Raw genomic sequence first — 18,374 nt, forward strand, 5'->3', positions numbered from 1 at the left:
TTCGGACTGCGCGCCGCGCTGGGCGCGCGTCACGAGATGATGCTCTGGTCCGGCAGACGCCGCGCGATCTCGGCGACCAGCGCGCGCGCGAGCGACTGCTTGTCGGCGCGCGGCAGCTTCGTGCGGCCGCCCGCTTCGAACAGGATGACTTCGTTGTCGTCGAGGCCGAACGTCAGCGGCCCGAGGTTGCCGATCAGCAGCGGCACCTTCTTGCGCACGCGCTTTTCCTCGCCGTGCACGTCGAGGTCGCCGCTCTCGGCCGCGAAACCGACGCAGTACGGCGGATGGGGCAGCGCGGCAACCGATGCGAGGATGTCCGGGTTCTCGACGAACGCGAATTCCGGAATCCGCCGGTCGGCGGTCTTCTTGATCTTCTCCGCGCTCACGTGGTCGACGCGCCAGTCCGCGACCGCCGCGACGCCGATGAACACGTCGTAGTCGGGCACTGCGCGCATCACCGCGTCGTGCATCTGCTGCGCGGTCTGCACGTCCTCGCGGTAGACGCCCCACGGCGTATCGAGCGCGACCGGCCCCGCGACCAGATGCACGTCCGCGCCGGCCTGCTGCGCGGCGCGCGCGAGCGCGAAGCCCATCTTGCCGCTCGACCGGTTCGTGATGCCGCGCACCGGATCGATCGGCTCGAACGTCGGGCCGGCGGTCAGCAGCACGCGGCGGCCGGCGAGCGTCTTTGGCGTGAAGAACGCGGTGATCGCTTCGTAGACGGCTGCCGGCTCCAGCATCCGGCCGTCGCCGATCTCGCCGCACGCCTGCGGGCCGGAGTCGGGGCCGAGCGTTTCGATGCCGTCGGCGCGCAGCTGCGCGACGTTGCGCTGCGTCGCCGGGTTCGACCACATCTGCCGGTTCATCGCTGGCACGACGAGCAGCGGGCAGTCGCGCGCGACGCACAGTGTAGAGAGCAGATCGTCGGCGAAGCCGTGTGCGAGTTTCGCGAGAAAGTCGGTGGAGGCGGGCGCGATCACGATCGCATCCGCGCCGCGCGACAGGTCGATGTGCGCCATGTTGTTCGGCACGCGGCCGTCCCACTGGCTTGTGTAGACCGGGCGTCCGGACAGCGCTTGCATCGTGACTGGCGTGATGAACTGCGTTGCCGCGTCGGTCATTACGACCTGCACGGTTGCGCCGGCCTTCGTCAGCAGGCGCGTCAGTTCGGCGATCTTGTAGCAGGCGATGCCGCCCGTCATGCCGAGGACCAGGTGTTTTCCAGCGAGTTCTGCGGTGCTCAAGTGACGTCTCCTGTCGGCCGCTCTTGGCGCTTTAGCGCCTGGAGCAGCCCCATGCAAAGCTGTCGGCCGCACTTGGCGCTTTAGCGCCTGGAGCGGCCCCATGCAAAGCTGTCGGCTGCACTTGGCGCTTTAGCGCCTGGAGCGGCCCCATGCAAAGCTGTCGGCCGCACTTGGTGCTTTAGCGCGTAGTGCGGCCCCATGCAAGGCTTGTCGTTAGCGCCCGGCGAGGCCCCACACCAACCCGCGCCGGCCATTCAACCGCCACTCCACCCCTCAGCGCGAGCCGCGCACGCGGCGCAGCTCGTCGAACACCAGCAGCACCGCGCCGATCGTGATCGCGCTGTCCGCGACGTTGAACGCCGGCCAGTGCCAGCCGCCTACGTGGAAGTCGAGGAAGTCGATCACGTGGCCGTAGACCAGCCGGTCGATCACGTTGCCGAGCGCGCCGCCGAGAATCAGCGCGAGCGCAGTGCAGAACAGCCGCTGCGCGGAGTGGCGCTTCAGCAGGTAGCAGATCACGAGCGCCGCGACCACGCCGAGCACGGTGAACGCCCAGCGCTGCCAGCCGCCGGCCGCCGCGAGGAAGCTGAACGCCGCGCCGCGGTTGTACACGAGCACGAGGTTGAAGAACGACGTGATCTCGCGGACCTGGCCGTAGCTGAACACGCGTGCGACCGCGATCTTCGTCAGTTGATCCGCGAGAATCACGATCAGCGCGACGCCGAGCCACGGCGCGAGCGAACCGCCCGCGCCGCTACCACGCTGCTTCGTCAGAGCCTTGGCCATTATGCCGCGCTCCTCGTTTCGCCGCTGCCGAACAGGTTCGCGACGCAGCGGCCGCACAGCGTCGGATGTGCGGCGTCCGCGCCGACGTCCTCGCGGTAGTGCCAGCAGCGTTCGCACTTCAGGTACTTCGACGTGATCACATCGATGCCTTCGTCGTCGGCGCTGTCCACCTTCGCGACTTCCGCCGCCGACGTGATGAGCACGAACTTCAGGTCGTCGTCGAGGCTCGCGAGCGCGTCGTAACGCGCGCCGCTCGCGCGGATCCGCACTTCGGCCTGCAGCGACGAGCCGATCTGGTTCGCGACGCGCGCTTCTTCAAGCGCCTTCGTCACGTCGCCGCGCACGGCGCGCAGCAGCGTCCACTTGTCGACCAGCGCATCGGCCTGCGGCACGTCCGGATACGCGTGATACGTTTCGGTGAAGATCGTGTCGCTCTGCGGCTCGAACACCTTCCACGCTTCCTCGGCGGTGAACGACAGGAACGGCGCGAGGATGCGCAGCAGGCCGTGCGTGATGTGATACAGCGCGGTCTGCGCGGCGCGGCGCGCGCGCGAATCCGGCGCGCTCGTGTACAGGCGGTCCTTCAGCACGTCCAGATAGAAGCCGCCCAGGTCTTCCGAGCAGAACGTCTGCAGTTTCGCGACGACCGGATGGAACTCGTAGCGGTCGTAGTGCGCGAGCACGTCGCGTTGCAGGCCGGCCGTCAGCGCGACGGCATAACGGTCGATCTCCAGCCAGTCGGCCACCGGCAGCGCGTGCTGACCGTAGTCGAAGTCGGACAGGTTCGCGAGCAGGAAACGCAGCGTGTTGCGGATGCGCCGATAACCTTCGGTCACGCGCTTCAGGATTTCCTCGGAGATCGCGAGTTCGCCCGAATAGTCGGTCGATGCGATCCACAGCCGGATGATTTCCGCGCCGAGGCGGTTCGACACTTCATGCGGATCGACGCCGTTGCCGAGCGACTTGCTCATCTTGCGGCCTTCGCCGTCGACGGTGAAGCCGTGCGTGAGCAGCGCGTTGTACGGCGGGCGGCCGTCGAGCATCGACGCGGTCAGGAGCGACGAGTGGAACCAGCCGCGATGCTGGTCCGAGCCTTCGAGATACAGGTCGGCCGGGAACTGCAGTTCGTCCTTGTGCGAGCCGCGCAGCACGTGCCAGTGCGTGGTGCCGGAGTCGAACCACACGTCGAGCGTGTCGCGGTTCTTCTCGTACAGGTTCGCGTCGTCGCCGATCAGTTCGCGCGGATCGAGCGTCTGCCATGCCTCGATGCCTGCCTTCTCGACACGCTGCGCGACTTCTTCGAGCAGTTCCAGCGTGCGCGGATGCAGCTCGCCGGTTTCCTTGTGCACGAAGAACGCCATCGGCACGCCCCACTGGCGCTGGCGCGAGAGCGTCCAGTCCGGCCGGTTCGCGATCATCGCGAAGAGACGCTGCTTGCCCCACGACGGATAAAACGCCGTCGCCTCGATCCCTTCGAGCGCGGTTTCGCGCAGCGTCTTGCCGCCGTCGTTCGGCGTCACGTCCATGCCGGCGAACCACTGCGACGTCGCGCGGTAGATGATCGGCGTCTTGTGGCGCCAGCAGTGCATGTAGCTGTGCAGATACTTCTCGGTGCGCAGCAGCGTGCCGGCTTCTTCGAGCGCGTCGACGATCTTGGGGTTCGCGGCCCAGATCGTGAGGCCGCCGAACAGCGCGAGCGATTCGATGTAGCGGCCGTCGCCCATCACCGGGCCGAGGATGTCAGAGTCGGCCATCCCGTGCGCCTTGCACGACGCGAAGTCTTCGACGCCGTACGCGGGCGCCGAGTGGACGATGCCGGTGCCGGTATCGGTCGTCACGTAGTCGCCGAGATAGACCGGCGACGTGCGGCGGTACGCCGGATGCAGCGACGCGAGCGGATGGTGGAAGCGCAGGTTCGCGAGCTTTTCGCCCGGGGTCGTCGCGATCACCGAGCCTTCCAGGCCGAAGTCCTTCAGGCATGCCTCGACGCGTTCTTCCGCGAGGATCAGCAGGCCGCGCGGCGTGTCGACGAGCGCGTACACGATCTCCGGATGCACGTTCAGCGCCTGGTTCGCGGGGATCGTCCACGGCGTCGTGGTCCAGATCACGATGCCGCCTGCGTTGTCACCCCCGGCGCGCGGCAGCGACGCGAGCCCGAACGCGGCCGCGGTTTCCTGCGGCTGCGCGAACGGGAACATCACGTCGATCGTCGGATCGGTCTTGTCCTTGTACTCGACTTCCGCTTCCGCGAGCGCCGAGCCGCAGTCGAAGCACCAGTTCACCGGCTTCAGGCCGCGGAACACGTAACCCTTCTCGATGATCTTCGCGAGCGCGCGGATCTCGCCCGCCTCGTTCACGAAGTTCATCGTCTTGTACGGGTTGTCCCAGTCGCCGAGCACGCCGAGGCGGCGGAAGCCCGCCTTCTGCGTCTCGATCTGGCCGGCCGCGTACTCGCGCGCCTTCTTCATCACCTCGGCGGCGGGCAGCGATTTGCCGAACTGCTTCTCGATCTGGATCTCGATCGGCATGCCGTGGCAGTCCCAGCCGGGCACGTAGACCGCGTCGAAGCCCGCGAGATTGCGCGCCTTCACGATCATGTCCTTCAGGATCTTGTTCACCGCGTGGCCGAGGTGGATGTCGCCGTTCGCATACGGCGGGCCGTCGTGCAGGATAAACTTCTTGCGGCCTTTGGAGGCCGCGCGGATCTTCTCGTAGATCCGGTTGTCCTGCCACTCCTTCACCCACTGGGGCTCGCGCTTCGGCAGGTCGCCGCGCATCGGGAACGGCGTGTCGAGCAGGTTGACGGGATATTTCGACTCGGTCTTGCCGGGTTTGGAACTGGCTTTCTTGTCGCTCATGGTGAGATCACGGTGAATTCGGGGAGGCAGGGCGCCGGGCGCGGCAGGCGGGGCCGCGCAGCCGTCGCGTCGCGCGCCGGCGTCGGCGCAGGGTGCGGCGGGTCCGTGCGGCGTCGGGCGCGCACGGGCCGCGAGGTCATCTAATTCGGTCGGTGGCCGACGTGGCGAAGCCGGTCGAGCGGCTGCCCGCGTGAGCGCCGGACGCAGCGAACCACGCGCGCGCGTTCGCGACGTCGCGTGCGATCGCCGCGCCGAGCGCTTCGAGGTCGACGAACTTCTCCTCGTCGCGCAGCTTCTTCAGGAATTCGACGCGCACCAGCTTGCCGTATGCGTCGCCGTGCCAGTCGAGCAGGTGGACTTCGAGCAGCACGCGGCCCGAGTCGTCGACGGTCGGCCGCAGCCCGAGGCTCGCGACGCCGGGCAGCGGGCTGTCCGCGAGGCCGTGCACCTGCACGACGAAGATGCCCGCGAGCGCCGGCCGCTTGTGGCCGATCGGCAGGTTCAGCGTCGGGAAGCCGAGGTCGCGGCCGAGCTTCATGCCGTGCGTGACGTGGCCGCTGATCGCATAACCGCGGCCGAGCGCGGCGCGCGCCGCGTCGAGGTCGCCCGCCTGCAATGCCGCGCGCACGCCGGAACTGGAGATGCGCGCGCCGGACGGATCCGCGACGGTCGCCATCTGCTCGACCTCGAAGCCGTAACGTTCGCCGGCTGCCTTGAGCGACGAGAAATCGCCGGCGCGCTTCGCGCCGTAGCGGAAGTCGTCGCCGATCATCATCCAGCGCGCGTGCAGCCCGCCGACGATGATCCGCTCGACGAACGCGTCCGGCGACTGGCTCGCGAACGTATGGTTGAAATGCTCGACGACGACGCGGTCCACGCCGTTCACGCGCAGCGACTCCAGCTTGTCGCGCAGCATCGCGATGCGCGGCGGCGCGCCGGCCGGGTTGAAGAACTCGCGCGGGTGCGGCTCGAAGGTCATCACGCAGACCGGCAGGCCGCGCGCGTCGGCGGCCGCGCGCACGCGCGCGAGCAGCGCCTGATGTCCGCGGTGGACACCGTCGAAATTGCCGATCGTCAGCGCGCACGGCGCGCGGCTTTCGGCATTGGGAAGACCGCGGAAGACTCTCACGATAGCGGGACCAGGATTGCGCAGAGCGAAAGCGCGGCCCGCATTCCGGGTGGGCCGCAACGAAACAGGAGATTATAAACGCTCGGCGGGGCGACCGCCGCCGCGGCCGCGGCGGGGGGAGGCCGCGATGATAAAATCCGCGGATGAAAAATCTTGTGATCCTGATTTCGGGACGGGGCAGCAACATGGAAGCCATCGTGCGCGCGTGCGAGCGCGAACGCTGGCCGGCGCGCGTCGCCGCCGTGATTGCGAACCGGCCCGACGCCGCGGGCCTTGCGTTCGCGGCATCCCATGGCATAACCACGGCGGTGGTCGATCACCGCCCGTATCCCGACCGCGCGGCGTTCGATGCGGCCCTTGCGGCGGAAATCGACCGCTTCGCGCCGGACCTCGTCGTGCTCGCCGGCTTCATGCGCGTGCTGACCGACGGGTTCGTCGAACGCTACGCGGGCCGGATGCTGAACGTGCATCCGTCGCTGCTGCCGAGTTTTCCCGGACTGAAGACGCACCAGCAGGCGCTCGACGCCGGCGTGCGGGTGCACGGCGCGACGGTCCACTTCGTGACGCCGCGCCTCGACCACGGGCCGATCGTCGCGCAGGCGGCGGTGCCGGTGCGGCCGGGCGACGACGCGGCGACGCTCGCGGCCCGCGTGCTCGAAACCGAGCATCTGATCTATCCGCGGGCGGTGCGCTGGTTCGTCGATGGGCGCCTCGCGTCCGACGGAATGCGCGTGACGCTCGCGCCGGCGCAGCAAGCGGGATCGCCGGCATCGCCGGACCCGTCGCCGGACCAATCGGGGCCGCAATGGCTCTTCCTTGACGAAGCAAACAGAGCTGGACACACCGCCGGGGAGGGCGCATGAGGCTACATGGTTTTCTGATCGGACAGACCGAGACGTTGCTGGCCGACGTATTGAAGTTCACCGGTCCCGCGGACGCGGTGACGAGCCGGTTCTTCCGCGCACACCCGAAGCTCGGCCACAGCGAGCGCGGCGTGATCGCCGAGGCGGTGTTCGCGGTGCTGCGCCGCCGGATGGAGTTCGCGCATCTCGCGGAGAGCGGCAGCGGCAGCCCGGCGCGGCGTCTCGCGCTGCTCGGGCTGATGCAGACGGCCGGCCGCTCGGCGGTGCGGCCGTTCGTGTCGGACGCGGAAGCGGGCTGGCTCGAACACGTGTCGAAGATCGATCCGGCGAGCCTGCCGCTGCGCGTGCAGATGAATCTGCCGGACTGGATCCTGCGCGCGCTTGAAACCCGTTTCGAGCCGGCGGAACTCGCGCAGCTCGCGGCCGCGCTGAACTATCCGGCGCCGCTCGACCTGCGCGCGAACCCGATCAAGGCGAGCCGCGACGAACTGCTGAAGTCGCTCGCGGCGGCCGGCATCGACGCCGCGCCGACCACGTTCGCGCCGTACGGCGTGCGGATCGACGGCAAGCCGGCGCTGTCGAAGCTCGACGCGTTCACGAACGGCTGGTTCGAGGTGCAGGACGAGGGCAGTCAACTGCTGTGCTCGCTCGTCGCGCCGCGTCGCGGCGAGATGATCGCGGATTTCTGCGCGGGCGCCGGCGGCAAGACGCTCGCGCTCGGCGCGGCGATGCGCTCGACCGGCCGGCTGTATGCGTTCGACGTGTCCGAGCGGCGGCTCGCGAAACTGAAGCCGCGCCTCGCGCGCAGCGGGCTGTCGAACGTGAACCCGGTGCTGATCGACAGCGAGCACGACGCGAAGATCAAGCGGCTCGCGGGCAAGCTCGACCGCGTGCTGGTCGACGCGCCGTGCAGCGGCCTCGGCACGCTGCGCCGCAATCCGGACCTGAAGTGGCGGCAGACGCCGGATTCCGTCGCGGAACTCGCGCCGAAGCAGCTTTCGATCCTCACGAGCGCCGCGCGCCTCGTGAAGCGCGGCGGGCGGCTCGTGTACGCGACGTGCAGTATCCTCGAAGCCGAAAACGAGGCGGTCGTGAAGCAGTTCCTCGACGCGCATCCGGAGTTCGTGCTGGTCAGCGCGCGCGACGTGCTCGCGGAACAGCGGATCGACCTCGACACCGGCGAGTATCTGTCGCTGTGGCCGCACCGGCACGCGACCGACGGCTTTTTCGCGGCGGTGCTGGAGCGCCGCGGCGACGCGAAGCCGTCCGCGGAGCAGACGGAAGCGGCGGCGCTGCCGGACGCGCTGGCCGACGCGCCCGCTGAGCCGGGCCAGTGACGGGCAGGAAGTAGAAGCAGGATAGAAGCAGGAAGCAAAAGCGCCGCGCGGGCGGTCCGGACTCCGGTCGGAAACCGTCCGCGCGGCGCGTGCAATTCACAGGACCATGGAAAACCGGTTGCTCTCTCACATGCTGGGCGGCGTCGTTCGCGACTACGGCCAGCCGGTCATGCTCTGGCAGGCGGCGGTGTTGATCGGCACGCTGGTGCTCGCGTGGTTCGCCGCGCGATTCGTGCGGCGCGCGCTCGACGCGCGCCGTCAGGCCCGCCACGAAGGGCGGCCGCATTTCGGCGCGGAAAGCCTGAACAAGGCGTTTTTCCCGCTGATCGGCGCGGTGTTCGTCTGGCTCGCGCGCGACATCGCGCGCAGCTTCATCCACACGTGGCTGCTCGACCTCGCGCTGGTGCCGCTGTTCGGCATCGGGCTGATCTACATCGTGTTCTATCTCGCGCGGCGCGTGTTCGGCCGCAGCGGGCAGACGCGCGCGTGGCTGTCGCTCGTCGAGCGGGTCGTGTCGCTCGTCGTGTGGGTCGGCATGGTGCTGACCGTGCTCGGCATCCAGGACGACGTGCTCGCATGGATGGAAAGCGTGCGGGTGCGGATCGGCACCGTCCACGTGACGCTGCTGTCGCTCGCGAACGGCCTGCTGTGGGTCTGCGTGACGATGGTCGTCGCGACGTGGGCGGGCGGCGCGCTCGAAGACCGGCTGATGCGGGCCACCACGCTCGACGCGAACCTGCGCGTCGTGCTGGCGCGCGTCGGGCGCGCGCTGCTGATGCTCGCGGCGGTGCTGGTCAGCCTGTCGCTCGTCGGCATCGACATCACGGTGCTCGGCGTGTTCGGCGGCGCGCTCGGCGTCGGCCTCGGCTTCGGCTTGCAGAAGATCGCGAGCAATTACGTGTCCGGCTTCATCATCCTGCTCGACCGGTCGCTGCACCTCGGCGACTCGATCAACGTGAGCGGCCTGCAGGGCAAGGTCACGCAGATCCGCACCCGCTACACGGTGGTGCGCGGGCTCGACGGGATCGAGACGCTGATTCCGAACGAGAAGCTGATTACCGACGTCGTGCAGAACCAGTCGTCGTTCCTGACGCGCGGTTACGCGAAGGCGGCGGTGCAGGTCGCGTACACGTCGGACCTCGAACTCGCGATGAAACTGCTCGCGCAGGCGGCGGAAGGCGTCGACCGGGTGCTTGCCGATCCGCCGCCGACGCCGTATCTGGCGGGTTTCGGCGCGGACGGGATCAACCTCGAACTCGGTTTCTGGATCGCCGACGCGGCGAACGGGACGGCGGGCGTGCGCTCGGCGGTCAACCTGAACATCTGGCGGCTCTACGGCGAGCACGGGATCTCGATTCCGTTCGCGCAGCGGGAAGTGCGGATCATCGGCGCGGACGGCGGCGACGCGATCCTGCCGGGCGGCCCGGCGACGGTTGCCATGGCGGTGGGCGCCGCGCCGGTCAAGGAGCCGCCGGCGAACGACGCGCCCGGCACGGCGGCGGCGTAGCGGCCACCGGGACGGGCGGAGGCGGTCGATTCTGCACGGAGAACGGCATATGCGGCAGATGGTCCAAGGCGGGGAACGGAACCGTCGTGGCGCGGTCGCACAGATGTGCCGCGACGAAAAAAATCCCCATTTGTTACAAACACTTGGAGCGGTTCTAGTAGAATGCCGTCCAGTCTTGCCGACGCTTTCACTTTCTTGACATCGGCGTTTGCCGGCGCGAGCCGGCGTTCTGGTTACACGGGTATATGACCTTGTTGAATTCCCTGCTCGATTTCCTCGCCAACGGGCTGCTGCGTTTCTCGTGGTGGCAGATCCTGTTGTTCGCCGCAATCGCCACGCACATCACGATCGTCGGCGTGACGGTCTATCTGCATCGCTGCCAGGCGCACCGCGCGCTCGACCTGCATCCGGTCGCGAGCCATTTCTTCCGCTTCTGGCTGTGGATGACGACCGGCATGCTGACCGGCCAGTGGGCGGCGATCCACCGCAAGCATCACGCGAAGTGCGAAACCGAAGAGGATCCGCACAGCCCGCAGACGCGCGGCATCTGGAAGGTGCTGCTCGAAGGCGCGGAACTCTATCGCGCCGAAGCGAAGAACGAAGAGACGATGCGCCGCTTCAGCCACGGCACGCCGAACGACTGGATGGAGCGCAACGTCTACTCGAAGTACCCGATCCTCGGCATCTCGCTGATGATGGTGATCGACGTCGCGCTGTTCGGCATCGTCGGCCTGACGGTGTGGGCCGTGCAGATGGTCTGGATCCCGTTCTGGGCGGCTGGCGTCGTCAACGGGCTCGGCCACTTCTGGGGCTACCGCAACTTCAACTCGTCGGATGCGAGCACGAACCTGTTCCCGATCGGCATCATCATCGGCGGCGAGGAACTGCATAACAACCACCATACGTTCGCGACGTCCGCGAAGCTGTCGAACAAGTGGTACGAGTTCGACATCGGCTGGATGTACATCCGCCTGATGTCGGCGGTCGGCCTCGCGAAAGTGAAGAAGGTCGCGCCGACGCCGCGCCTGACGGCCGGCAAGGCCGTGCCCGACCACGAGACGCTGCAGGCCGTGCTGTCGAACCGCTACGAAGTGATGGCGCGTTACGCGAAGGCCGTGAAGCAGGCGTACCGGCAGGAGCTGGCGCATCTGAAGGAAGTCGGCGCGCGCGAGAAATACCAGCTGATGCGCGGCGCGCGCAAGTGGTTCGACAAGGAAGAGGCGAGCCTCGACGAGCCGCAGAAGCGCCAGTTGCCGCAAATTTTTGCGGACAGCCAGAAACTGCGCACGTTCATCGAACTGCGCAACGAACTGGCCGCGATCTGGGAGCGTTCGAGCGCGTCGCGCGAACAACTGCTCGCGCAGCTTCAGGATTGGTGTCATCGCGCCGAACAAAGCGGGATCAAGGCGCTGCAGGAATTCTCGATGCGCCTGCGGCGATACGCATGACCCGGAAAGAAATCCATTAAAATCGTGTTACGTCACAAAACCCCGCGTTGGCGGGGTTTTTTGTTTTCAGGCCGTGCGAACGCAAGTGTGCGTTTCCCGCGGCGAACGGCAGCGCAGAGGGGATCATGAGTCAGGCGATCAGGATGGTCGAATACGACCGGCCGCAGGGCGCGACGTGCCGCGTCGGCGAGGCGTGGGCGAGGGTGCCCGACGCGCCGGCCGCGGCTGAGCGCGCGACATTGAAGGAACGTATTCGCGCGCTGCTCAAGCGCGAGAAGGCGGTGCTCGTCGCGCACTATTACGTCGATGCGGAGTTGCAGGAACTGGCGGACGAGACCGGCGGCTGCGTGGCCGACTCGCTCGAAATGGCGCGCTTCGGCCGCGATCACGACGCGCAGACGCTGGTCGTCGCCGGCGTGCGCTTCATGGGCGAGACCGCGAAAATCCTGAGTCCGGGCAAGCGCATCCTGATGCCGGACCTCGACGCGACCTGCTCGCTTGATCTCGGCTGTCCGGCCGACGAGTTTTCCGCGTTCTGCGACGCGCATCCGGACCGCACGGTCGTCGTTTATGCGAACACGAGCGCGGCGGTGAAGGCGCGCGCGGACTGGATGGTCACGTCGTCGATCGGGCTGGAGATCGTCGCCGATCTGCATGCGCGCGGCGAAAAGATCATCTGGGCGCCGGACCGCCACCTCGGCAGCTACATCCAGAAAAAGACCGGCGCGGACATGCTGCTGTGGCAGGGCTCGTGCCTCGTGCACGACGAGTTCAAGGGCGTCGAACTGGACCTGCTGCGCGCCGAGTATCCGGATGCGAAGGTGCTCGTACATCCGGAGTCGCCGGAAGGCGTCGTCGCGCTGGCGGACGTCGTCGGCTCGACCACGCAACTCATCGATGCGGCCGTGAAGCTCGACGCGCAGCGTTTCATCGTCGCGACCGACCTCGGCATCCTGCACAAGATGCAGCTTGCGGCGCCGGGCAAGACTTTCATCGAGGCGCCGACGGCCGGCAACAGCGCGACCTGCAAGAGCTGCGCGCACTGCCCGTGGATGGCGATGAACGGTCTCGCGAACCTCGCGGACGTGCTGGAGCGCGGGCATAACGAGATTTTCGTCGAGCCGTCGATCGGCGAGCGCGCACGCGTGCCGATCGACCGGATGCTCGCGTTCGCCGCCGAGCACAAGCGGCGCGTGCAGGCGAGCGGCGATCTCGCGCGCGACGCCTCGCTGTTTTCGCAGGTGGGGGCCGCGTGATGGGCGCACGGGAACTGATCGGCGTCGGCGCGGCGTCGCCGCTGCTCGACGAGGTGCGCGCGCAGTACGGCGCGGCGTTCGACGCGGCGCTCGCGCGCAACGTCGCGGATGCGCTGGCCGAGGACGTCGGCGCGGGCGACCAGACCGGACGGCTCGTGCCGGCCGACGACGTGCGCGATGCGCGCATCGTCGTGCGCGAGGACGCGGTGCTGTGCGGCGTGCTGTGGTTCGACGAAGTGGTGCGGCGCGTGGATTCGCGCATCGACGTGCGCTGGCACTACCGCGAAGGCGACCGGATGACGGCGGGTACCGCCGTGTGTTCGCTGCGCGGGCCGGCGCGCTCGCTGCTGACCGCCGAGCGCAACGCGATGAACTTCCTGCAACTGCTGTCCGGCGTCGCGACCGCGACCCGGCGCTACGTCGACTCGATCGCGCATACGACGACGCGTGTGCTCGATACGCGCAAGACGCTGCCGGGGCTGCGCCTCGCGCAGAAGTACGCGGTGCGCGTCGGCGGCGGCGCGAACCAGCGGCTCGCGCTGTACGACGGCATCCTGATCAAGGAGAACCACATCGCGGCGGCGGGCGGCGTCGGCGCGGCGATGGATGCCGCGCTTGCACTGAATGCCGGCGTGCCGATCCAGATCGAGGTCGAGACGCTCGAACAACTCGAAACGGCGCTCGCGCACGGCGCGACGTCGATCCTGCTCGACAACTTCTCGTTCGATGCGATGCGCGACGCAGTGCGCGTGACGGCGGGGCGCGCGGTGCTGGAAGTGTCGGGCGGCGTCAATCTGGACACGGTGCGCACGATTGCCGAAACCGGTGTCGATCGCGTGTCGGTCGGCGCGCTGACGAAGGACGTGCGGGCGACCGATTTCTCAATGCGGATCGTTTGACGACGCGTGGGCCGCACCCGTTGCGGCCCGGAAACAAGGAGGCCGCCGGCTTACACGGCGGCCTCCTTGTTTTCACATGCCCGGCAATCACACGTTCCGGTTGCGCACCCGTTCCGGCGACAGCACGGTAGGCAGCGCCTTCGGCAGCGAACCGGGCCAGTCGCGGCTGTAGTGGAGGCCGCGGCTTTCACGCCGCGAACGCGCGCTTTCGACGATCAACGACGCGACGTCGACCAGATTGCGCAATTCCAGCAGATCGCGGCTCACGCGGAAATTCGCGTAATACTCGTGAATCTCGTCGCGCAGCAGCGACAGCCGATGCTGCGCGCGCGCGAGCCGCTTGTCGGTCCGCACGATGCCGACGTAATTCCACATCAGCCGGCGCAGTTCGTCCCAGTTGTGCGCGACGACGACTTCCTCGTCGGAGTCCGATACGCGGCTTTCGTCCCAGTCGGGCAGCGGCGCGTGCGCGGCCGCGCCGAATCCTTCCTGCTCGATCGCTTCCGCGGCCGAACGGCCGATCACGAGGCATTCGAGCAGCGAATTGCTCGCGAGCCGGTTCGCGCCGTGCAGGCCGGTGTACGACGCCTCGCCGACCGCGTACAGACCCGCGAGATCGGTGCGGCCCGCGAGGTCCGTGACGACGCCGCCGCACGTGTAGTGCGCCGCCGGCACGACCGGGATCGGCTCTTTCGTGATGTCGATGCCGAACTCGCGGCAGCGCGCGAGGATGGTCGGAAAGTGCTCTTCGAGGAACGCCGCCGGTTGATGGCTGATGTCGAGATACACGCAGTCGATCCCATGCTTCTTGATCTCGAAGTCGATCGCTCGCGCGACGATGTCGCGCGGCGCCAACTCCGCGCGCTCGTCGTGAGCGGGCATGAAGCGGGTGCCGTCGGGCAGGCGCAGCACGCCGCCTTCGCCGCGCACCGCCTCCGAAATCAGGAACGACTTCGCGTGCGGGTGGAACAGGCACGTCGGATGGAACTGGATGAACTCCATGTTCGCGACGCGGCAGCCCGCGCGCCACGCCATCGCGATGCCGTCGCCCGTCGCGGTGTCGGGGTTCGTCGTGTACAGGTAGACCTTGCCGGCGCCGCCGGTCGCGAGCACCGTATGCGGCGCCTCGATCGTCACCGTGCGGTCGTTGTTCAGGTCGAGCGCGTAGAGGCCGTGGCAACGGCGGCCGGGCAGGCCGAGACGGTCGGACGTGATCACGTCGATCGCCTGGTAGTCTTCGAGCACGGTGATGTTCGGGTGGCGGCGCACGCGCTCGCTCAACGTCTGCACGACCGCGTGGCCGGTCGCGTCCGCCGCGTGGATGATCCGGCGATGGCTGTGGCCGCCTTCGCGGGTCAGGTGGAAGCCGAGTTCGGCGGCGGCGTCCTTCGTGAACGGCACGTCCTGGCGGATCAGCCATTCGATCGCTTCGCGGCCGTGCTCGACGATGAAGCGCGTCGCGGCTTCGTCGCACAGGCCGCCGCCCGCGATCAGCGTGTCGCTGACGTGATTCTCGACGCTGTCCGCCGAGTCCAGCACCGCGGCAATGCCGCCCTGCGCGCGATCGCTCGCGCCTTCCAGCATCGACCGCTTCGCGATCACGACGACGCGCCGCGTCTGGGCAAGATTCAGCGCGACGCTCAGGCCTGCCAGCCCGCTGCCGACGATCGCCACATCGAAATTCATGGTGCTGCTTCTCCGTCTCATCCGTTGAGTCGTGGCGGTGCGCCGGCCGGCGTCCACCGATGAAGCGGCAAGCATACTCCCGTGACACGCATCAGGAAAAGCAGTACGAAAGGCCGACGCGGAAATTCGCGCGGCGGCGGCCCAAAAGAAAAGCCCCGCGCGAGGCGGGGCTTTTCCTGTCTTCGTCAGGCCTGGAGACCGATCAATTACTTGATCTTCGTTTCCTTGTACTCGACGTGCTTGCGAACAACCGGGTCGAACTTCTTGATCGACATTTTTTCCGGCATGTTTCGCTTGTTCTTCGTCGTCGTATAGAAGTGACCCGTACCAGCGGTCGACTCCAGCTTGATCTTGTCGCGGGCGCCCTTTGCCATGATTTACTCCTTACGCTTCGCCGCGTGCGCGCAGGTCGGCGAGCACGGAGTCGATGCCGTTCTTGTCGATCAGGCGCAGGCCAGCGTTCGAAACGCGCAGGCGCACCCAACGGTTTTCGCTTTCAACCCAGAAACGGCGGTTTTGCAGATTCGGGAGAAAACGACGCTTGGTCTTGTTGTTCGCGTGGGAAACGTTGTTGCCGCTCATCGGCGCTTTCCCAGTTACTTGGCATACGCGTGCCATGAGAGCACTCCTAATACGCTTAAATTCTGAGTTCGAACGCCGCTGAGGTTTCAGGGAAGGCGAGGCGGTGGTTCGTGATCCGCACGTATGGATGTGGACTGAACCGACTCGACGCCAACACCGAAACACCGTGATGGGCTTCGGAACAGGGTTGGAAAGAGGCAAACCGCGATTCTAGCAGAAAAACTGCAGGAAAATCAAACGCGATTTGCTTCGCACCGACACGCCGCCAGGCGGCGTGTCGGCTTCAGCGCGGCATTATGCACTCAATCCCAGCCGTTGCGGGCAAACGAGAACGTCTCGTGCGTGCCGATCACCAGATGATCGAGCAACTGCACGTCGACGAGCGCGAGCGTGTCGCGCAACACGCGGGTCAGGCGCCGGTCGCTCGCGCTCGGCTTCACCGCGCCGGACGGATGGTTGTGCGCGACGATCAGGCCGGCCGCGTTCAGCGTCAGCGCGCGCCGCACGATTTCGCGCGGATAGACGGCCATGCGCGTCAGCGAGCCGCGCGAGCTTTCCTCCGAGCGGATCAGCCGGTGCCGCGTGTCGAGGAACAGGCACACGAATACCTCGTGCGGCCGTCCGCCGATCAGCAGCCGCAGATAGTCCTCGACGGCGCCCGGCGAATCGACGAGCGGGCGCTCGCGCAGCTTTTCGGATAACGCGCGCCGCGCCAGTTCGATGACCGCGAGCAGTTGCGCGGCCTTCGCCGGGCCGATGCCGCGCACGCCCGCGAACTCCTCGGGCTGCGCGTCGAGCATCGCGCGCAGCGAGCCGAAGCGCGCGAGCAGCGAGCGGGCGACGTCGAATACGTTGTGGCCCGGCAGGCCGGTGCCGAGCAGCAGCACGATCAACTCGACGTCGGACAACGCGCCGGGTCCCGCATCACGCAGCCGTTCGCGCGGCATGTCGCACGCCCGGGGCTCCACCTCGGCGCACGCCGCGGACGTGGCCGAGGCGGACGCGCCGCCGGATCGGGTGTCGGTTTCGCGCGCCGGCCCGCGTGTCGTCCGACAGGCAATGTCATTCATCGCTTACCTCCTGGGGGCGAGCCGGGGCGCAGCGGACAGCCCGCCCGCCGCGCCCCGGTGCGCCGACACGCCCGGCGACCGCCGCCGGATATGTGGCTTACAATACGGGTTTTCAGTCCGCGCGGTCGCGGCCTGTCCTGCGCCACGCGGCGCGCACGCGCGACGAGCGCGTTCAGATGGAATGAGTCCCGCATGAGCATCATTGACATCTCCGAGGTGAAACCCGGTTCCCACGTGACGCTTCATTACCGGCTTTCGCTCGCCGATGGCACCGAAATCGTCAATACGTTCGTCGATCGGCCCGCCACGCTGCTGCTGGGCGCCGGTCAACTCGCGCCGCCGCTGGAAGACATTCTGCGGGGCCTGAAGGTCGGGCACCATTCGACCTTCCAGCTAGCACCGGGCGAGGCGTTCGGCCAGCGCAACCCGGAGCTGATCCAGCGCGTGTCGATGAAGACTTTGCGCGAAAACGCGATGGTCGGCGAGGACTTCACGCCTGGCGACCTGATCGAGTTCAATGCGCCCGACGGCAGCCGCTACGCGGGCGTGCTGAAGGAAGTGAACGAAACCTCCGCGCTGTTCGATTTCAATCACCCGCTCGCCGGCCAGGCGGTCGCGTTTGAAGTGAAGATCATCGGAATCCTGTAAACCCATGAGCACCACGGACACGTCCTTTCTCGCCGACGCCGAAATCCTGCTGGCCCAGCCGCGCGGCTTCTGCGCAGGCGTCGATCGCGCCATCGAGATCGTCGAGCGGGCGATCCAGCTGCACGGCGCGCCGATCTACGTGCGCCACGAGATCGTCCACAACGCGTATGTGGTCGAGGACCTGCGCAAGAAAGGCGCGATCTTCATCGAGCAGCTGGAGGAAGTGCCGGCCGGCAACACGGTGATCTTCAGTGCGCACGGCGTGTCGAAGGCGGTGCGCGCCGACGCCGAGGCGCGCGGACTGCGCGTGTACGACGCGACCTGTCCGCTCGTCACGAAGGTGCACGTCGAGGTCGCGAAGATGCGCGAAGAGGACTTCGACATCGTGATGATCGGCCACAAGGGGCACCCCGAAGTCGAAGGCACGATGGGGCAGGTCGGCGAGCGGATGTACCTCGTCGAGGACATCGAGGACGTCGAGGCGCTGCAGCTGCGCGACCCGAACCGTATCGCGTTCGTCACGCAGACGACGCTGTCGGTCGACGACGCGGCGGAGATCATCGCCGCGCTGAAGGCGCGTTTTCCAGGCATCCGCGAGCCGAAGAAGCAGGACATCTGCTACGCCACGCAGAACCGCCAGGACGCGGTGAAGTTCATGGCGCCGCAGTGCGACGTGGTGATCGTCGTCGGCAGCCCGAACAGCTCGAATTCGAACCGGCTGCGCGAAGTCGCCGAGAAGCGCGGCATTCCCGCGTACATGGTCGATGCGCCAGACCAGATCGATCCGGACTGGCTCGCCGGCAAGCGGCGCATCGGGCTGACGGCCGGCGCGTCGGCGCCGGAGGCGCTCGCGCAGGCGGTGATCCGCCGGCTGCACGAACTCGGCGTGCGCAATGTGCGCGCGCTCGACGGCATCGAGGAGAACATCGCGTTTCCGTTGCCGCGAGGGTTGGGATTGCCGGCCTGAGCGGGTCTACCGGGAACGCTGAATCGACCGTTAAAAAGCGCGCCAGATGGCGCGCTTTTTTGTTATCTGGCGATCGCGGACCGTGAAAATATAA

16 protein-coding genes are annotated in these 18,374 nt (G+C 67.5%); 8 read left to right on the forward strand and 8 right to left on the reverse strand.

What is annotated here, in order from left to right; all coding sequences use genetic code 11:
* Positions 1-29: 29 nt before the first annotated feature.
* The 4 genes from coaBC to BLV92_RS04860 form a co-directional block, all read right to left on the reverse strand.
* A complete protein-coding gene (coaBC, locus tag BLV92_RS04845) occupies positions 30-1,244 on the reverse strand; it encodes a bifunctional phosphopantothenoylcysteine decarboxylase/phosphopantothenate--cysteine ligase CoaBC (protein ID WP_090542751.1) in 1,215 nt (404 codons plus the stop codon).
* A gap of 273 nt (positions 1,245-1,517) precedes the next feature.
* Positions 1,518-2,030, reverse strand: coding sequence for a signal peptidase II (lspA, locus tag BLV92_RS04850; RefSeq protein ID WP_090542753.1), 513 nt, complete (start codon positions 2,028-2,030; stop codon positions 1,518-1,520).
* The gene (gene ileS / locus BLV92_RS04855; protein ID WP_090542755.1) at positions 2,030-4,888 is read right to left on the reverse strand and encodes an isoleucine--tRNA ligase; all 2,859 of its coding nucleotides are present in this window, start codon (positions 4,886-4,888) and stop codon (positions 2,030-2,032) included. The genes lspA and ileS overlap by 1 nt, the downstream gene beginning before the upstream one ends.
* 136 nt (positions 4,889-5,024) lie before the next feature.
* Positions 5,025-6,041, reverse strand: coding sequence for a bifunctional riboflavin kinase/FAD synthetase (locus BLV92_RS04860; RefSeq protein WP_309147452.1), 1,017 nt, complete (start codon positions 6,039-6,041; stop codon positions 5,025-5,027).
* Between the two features lie 119 nt (positions 6,042-6,160).
* Here BLV92_RS04860 and purN point away from each other — a divergent pair, with 119 nt between their 5' ends.
* The 6 genes from purN (at position 6,161) to nadC (ending at position 13,327) form a co-directional block, all read left to right on the forward strand.
* Complete coding sequence (gene purN / locus BLV92_RS04865; protein ID WP_090542758.1) at positions 6,161-6,880, forward strand: phosphoribosylglycinamide formyltransferase; 720 nt, start codon at positions 6,161-6,163, stop codon at positions 6,878-6,880.
* Positions 6,877-8,217 (forward strand): RsmB/NOP family class I SAM-dependent RNA methyltransferase, encoded by a 1,341-nt coding sequence (locus tag BLV92_RS04870; RefSeq protein WP_090542760.1) that lies wholly within the window; start codon positions 6,877-6,879, stop codon positions 8,215-8,217. The genes purN and BLV92_RS04870 overlap by 4 nt, the downstream gene beginning before the upstream one ends.
* Positions 8,218-8,323: 106 nt before the next feature.
* Positions 8,324-9,724, forward strand: coding sequence for a mechanosensitive ion channel family protein (locus BLV92_RS04875; RefSeq protein ID WP_090542762.1), 1,401 nt, complete (start codon positions 8,324-8,326; stop codon positions 9,722-9,724).
* Between the two features lie 251 nt (positions 9,725-9,975).
* On the forward strand, positions 9,976-11,172 hold the full coding sequence (locus BLV92_RS04880) for a DesA family fatty acid desaturase (protein ID WP_090546832.1): 1,197 nt from the start codon (positions 9,976-9,978) through the stop codon (positions 11,170-11,172).
* 125 nt (positions 11,173-11,297) lie between these two features.
* Positions 11,298-12,428 carry a quinolinate synthase NadA gene (gene nadA, locus BLV92_RS04885; RefSeq protein ID WP_090542764.1) on the forward strand — a complete coding sequence of 377 codons (1,131 nt, stop codon included), beginning with the start codon at positions 11,298-11,300 and terminating at the stop codon, positions 12,426-12,428.
* A complete protein-coding gene (gene nadC, locus BLV92_RS04890; RefSeq protein WP_090542766.1) occupies positions 12,428-13,327 on the forward strand; it encodes a carboxylating nicotinate-nucleotide diphosphorylase in 900 nt (299 codons plus the stop codon). The genes nadA and nadC overlap by 1 nt, the downstream gene beginning before the upstream one ends.
* A gap of 87 nt (positions 13,328-13,414) precedes the next feature.
* Here the strand turns inward: nadC and nadB are convergent, their stop codons facing one another.
* The 4 genes from nadB to radC all read right to left on the reverse strand — a co-directional run bounded on the left by nadB (position 13,415) and on the right by radC (position 16,665).
* A complete protein-coding gene (nadB, locus tag BLV92_RS04895; protein ID WP_090542768.1) occupies positions 13,415-15,013 on the reverse strand; it encodes an L-aspartate oxidase in 1,599 nt (532 codons plus the stop codon).
* A 206-nt stretch (positions 15,014-15,219) separates the two neighbouring features.
* Positions 15,220-15,387: a 50S ribosomal protein L33 gene (gene rpmG / locus BLV92_RS04900; RefSeq protein ID WP_090542770.1), complete on the reverse strand. Its 168-nt coding sequence runs from the start codon at positions 15,385-15,387 to the stop codon at positions 15,220-15,222.
* A gap of 10 nt (positions 15,388-15,397) precedes the next feature.
* Positions 15,398-15,631, reverse strand: coding sequence for a 50S ribosomal protein L28 (gene rpmB, locus BLV92_RS04905; protein WP_004186391.1), 234 nt, complete (start codon positions 15,629-15,631; stop codon positions 15,398-15,400).
* 266 nt (positions 15,632-15,897) lie between these two features.
* On the reverse strand, positions 15,898-16,665 hold the full coding sequence (gene radC / locus BLV92_RS04910) for a RadC family protein (protein ID WP_090542772.1): 768 nt from the start codon (positions 16,663-16,665) through the stop codon (positions 15,898-15,900).
* 192 nt (positions 16,666-16,857) lie between these two features.
* Here radC and BLV92_RS04915 point away from each other — a divergent pair, with 192 nt between their 5' ends.
* Both BLV92_RS04915 and ispH read left to right on the forward strand, forming a co-directional pair.
* Positions 16,858-17,313 carry an FKBP-type peptidyl-prolyl cis-trans isomerase gene (locus tag BLV92_RS04915; protein ID WP_090542774.1) on the forward strand — a complete coding sequence of 152 codons (456 nt, stop codon included), beginning with the start codon at positions 16,858-16,860 and terminating at the stop codon, positions 17,311-17,313.
* A gap of 4 nt (positions 17,314-17,317) precedes the next feature.
* Positions 17,318-18,280, forward strand: a complete 963-nt coding sequence (gene ispH / locus BLV92_RS04920; protein WP_090542777.1) for a 4-hydroxy-3-methylbut-2-enyl diphosphate reductase — start codon at positions 17,318-17,320, stop codon at positions 18,278-18,280.
* The last annotated feature ends 94 nt before the right edge of the window (positions 18,281-18,374 follow it).

Source organism: Paraburkholderia caballeronis (assembly GCF_900104845.1).
In the GTDB taxonomy this organism is placed as follows: Bacteria; Pseudomonadota; Gammaproteobacteria; order Burkholderiales; family Burkholderiaceae; genus Paraburkholderia; species Paraburkholderia caballeronis.

Bases quoted from the DNA above. Each gene is read 5' to 3' on its own strand.
- lspA (WP_090542753.1), bottom strand. From the start codon at position 2,030: ATGGCCAAGGCTCTGACGAAGCAGCGTGGTAGCGGCGCGGGCGGTTCG.
- ileS (WP_090542755.1), bottom strand. From the start codon at position 4,888: ATGAGCGACAAGAAAGCCAGTTCCAAACCCGGCAAGACCGAGTCGAAA.
- purN (WP_090542758.1), top strand. From the start codon at position 6,161: ATGAAAAATCTTGTGATCCTGATTTCGGGACGGGGCAGCAACATGGAA.
- BLV92_RS04870 (WP_090542760.1), top strand. From the start codon at position 6,877: ATGAGGCTACATGGTTTTCTGATCGGACAGACCGAGACGTTGCTGGCC.
- BLV92_RS04875 (WP_090542762.1), top strand. From the start codon at position 8,324: ATGGAAAACCGGTTGCTCTCTCACATGCTGGGCGGCGTCGTTCGCGAC.
- nadA (WP_090542764.1), top strand. From the start codon at position 11,298: ATGAGTCAGGCGATCAGGATGGTCGAATACGACCGGCCGCAGGGCGCG.
- nadC (WP_090542766.1), top strand. From the start codon at position 12,428: ATGGGCGCACGGGAACTGATCGGCGTCGGCGCGGCGTCGCCGCTGCTC.
- nadB (WP_090542768.1), bottom strand. From the start codon at position 15,013: ATGAATTTCGATGTGGCGATCGTCGGCAGCGGGCTGGCAGGCCTGAGC.
- rpmG (WP_090542770.1), bottom strand. From the start codon at position 15,387: ATGGCAAAGGGCGCCCGCGACAAGATCAAGCTGGAGTCGACCGCTGGT.
- rpmB (WP_004186391.1), bottom strand. From the start codon at position 15,631: ATGGCACGCGTATGCCAAGTAACTGGGAAAGCGCCGATGAGCGGCAAC.
- radC (WP_090542772.1), bottom strand. From the start codon at position 16,665: ATGAATGACATTGCCTGTCGGACGACACGCGGGCCGGCGCGCGAAACC.
- BLV92_RS04915 (WP_090542774.1), top strand. From the start codon at position 16,858: ATGAGCATCATTGACATCTCCGAGGTGAAACCCGGTTCCCACGTGACG.
- ispH (WP_090542777.1), top strand. From the start codon at position 17,318: ATGAGCACCACGGACACGTCCTTTCTCGCCGACGCCGAAATCCTGCTG.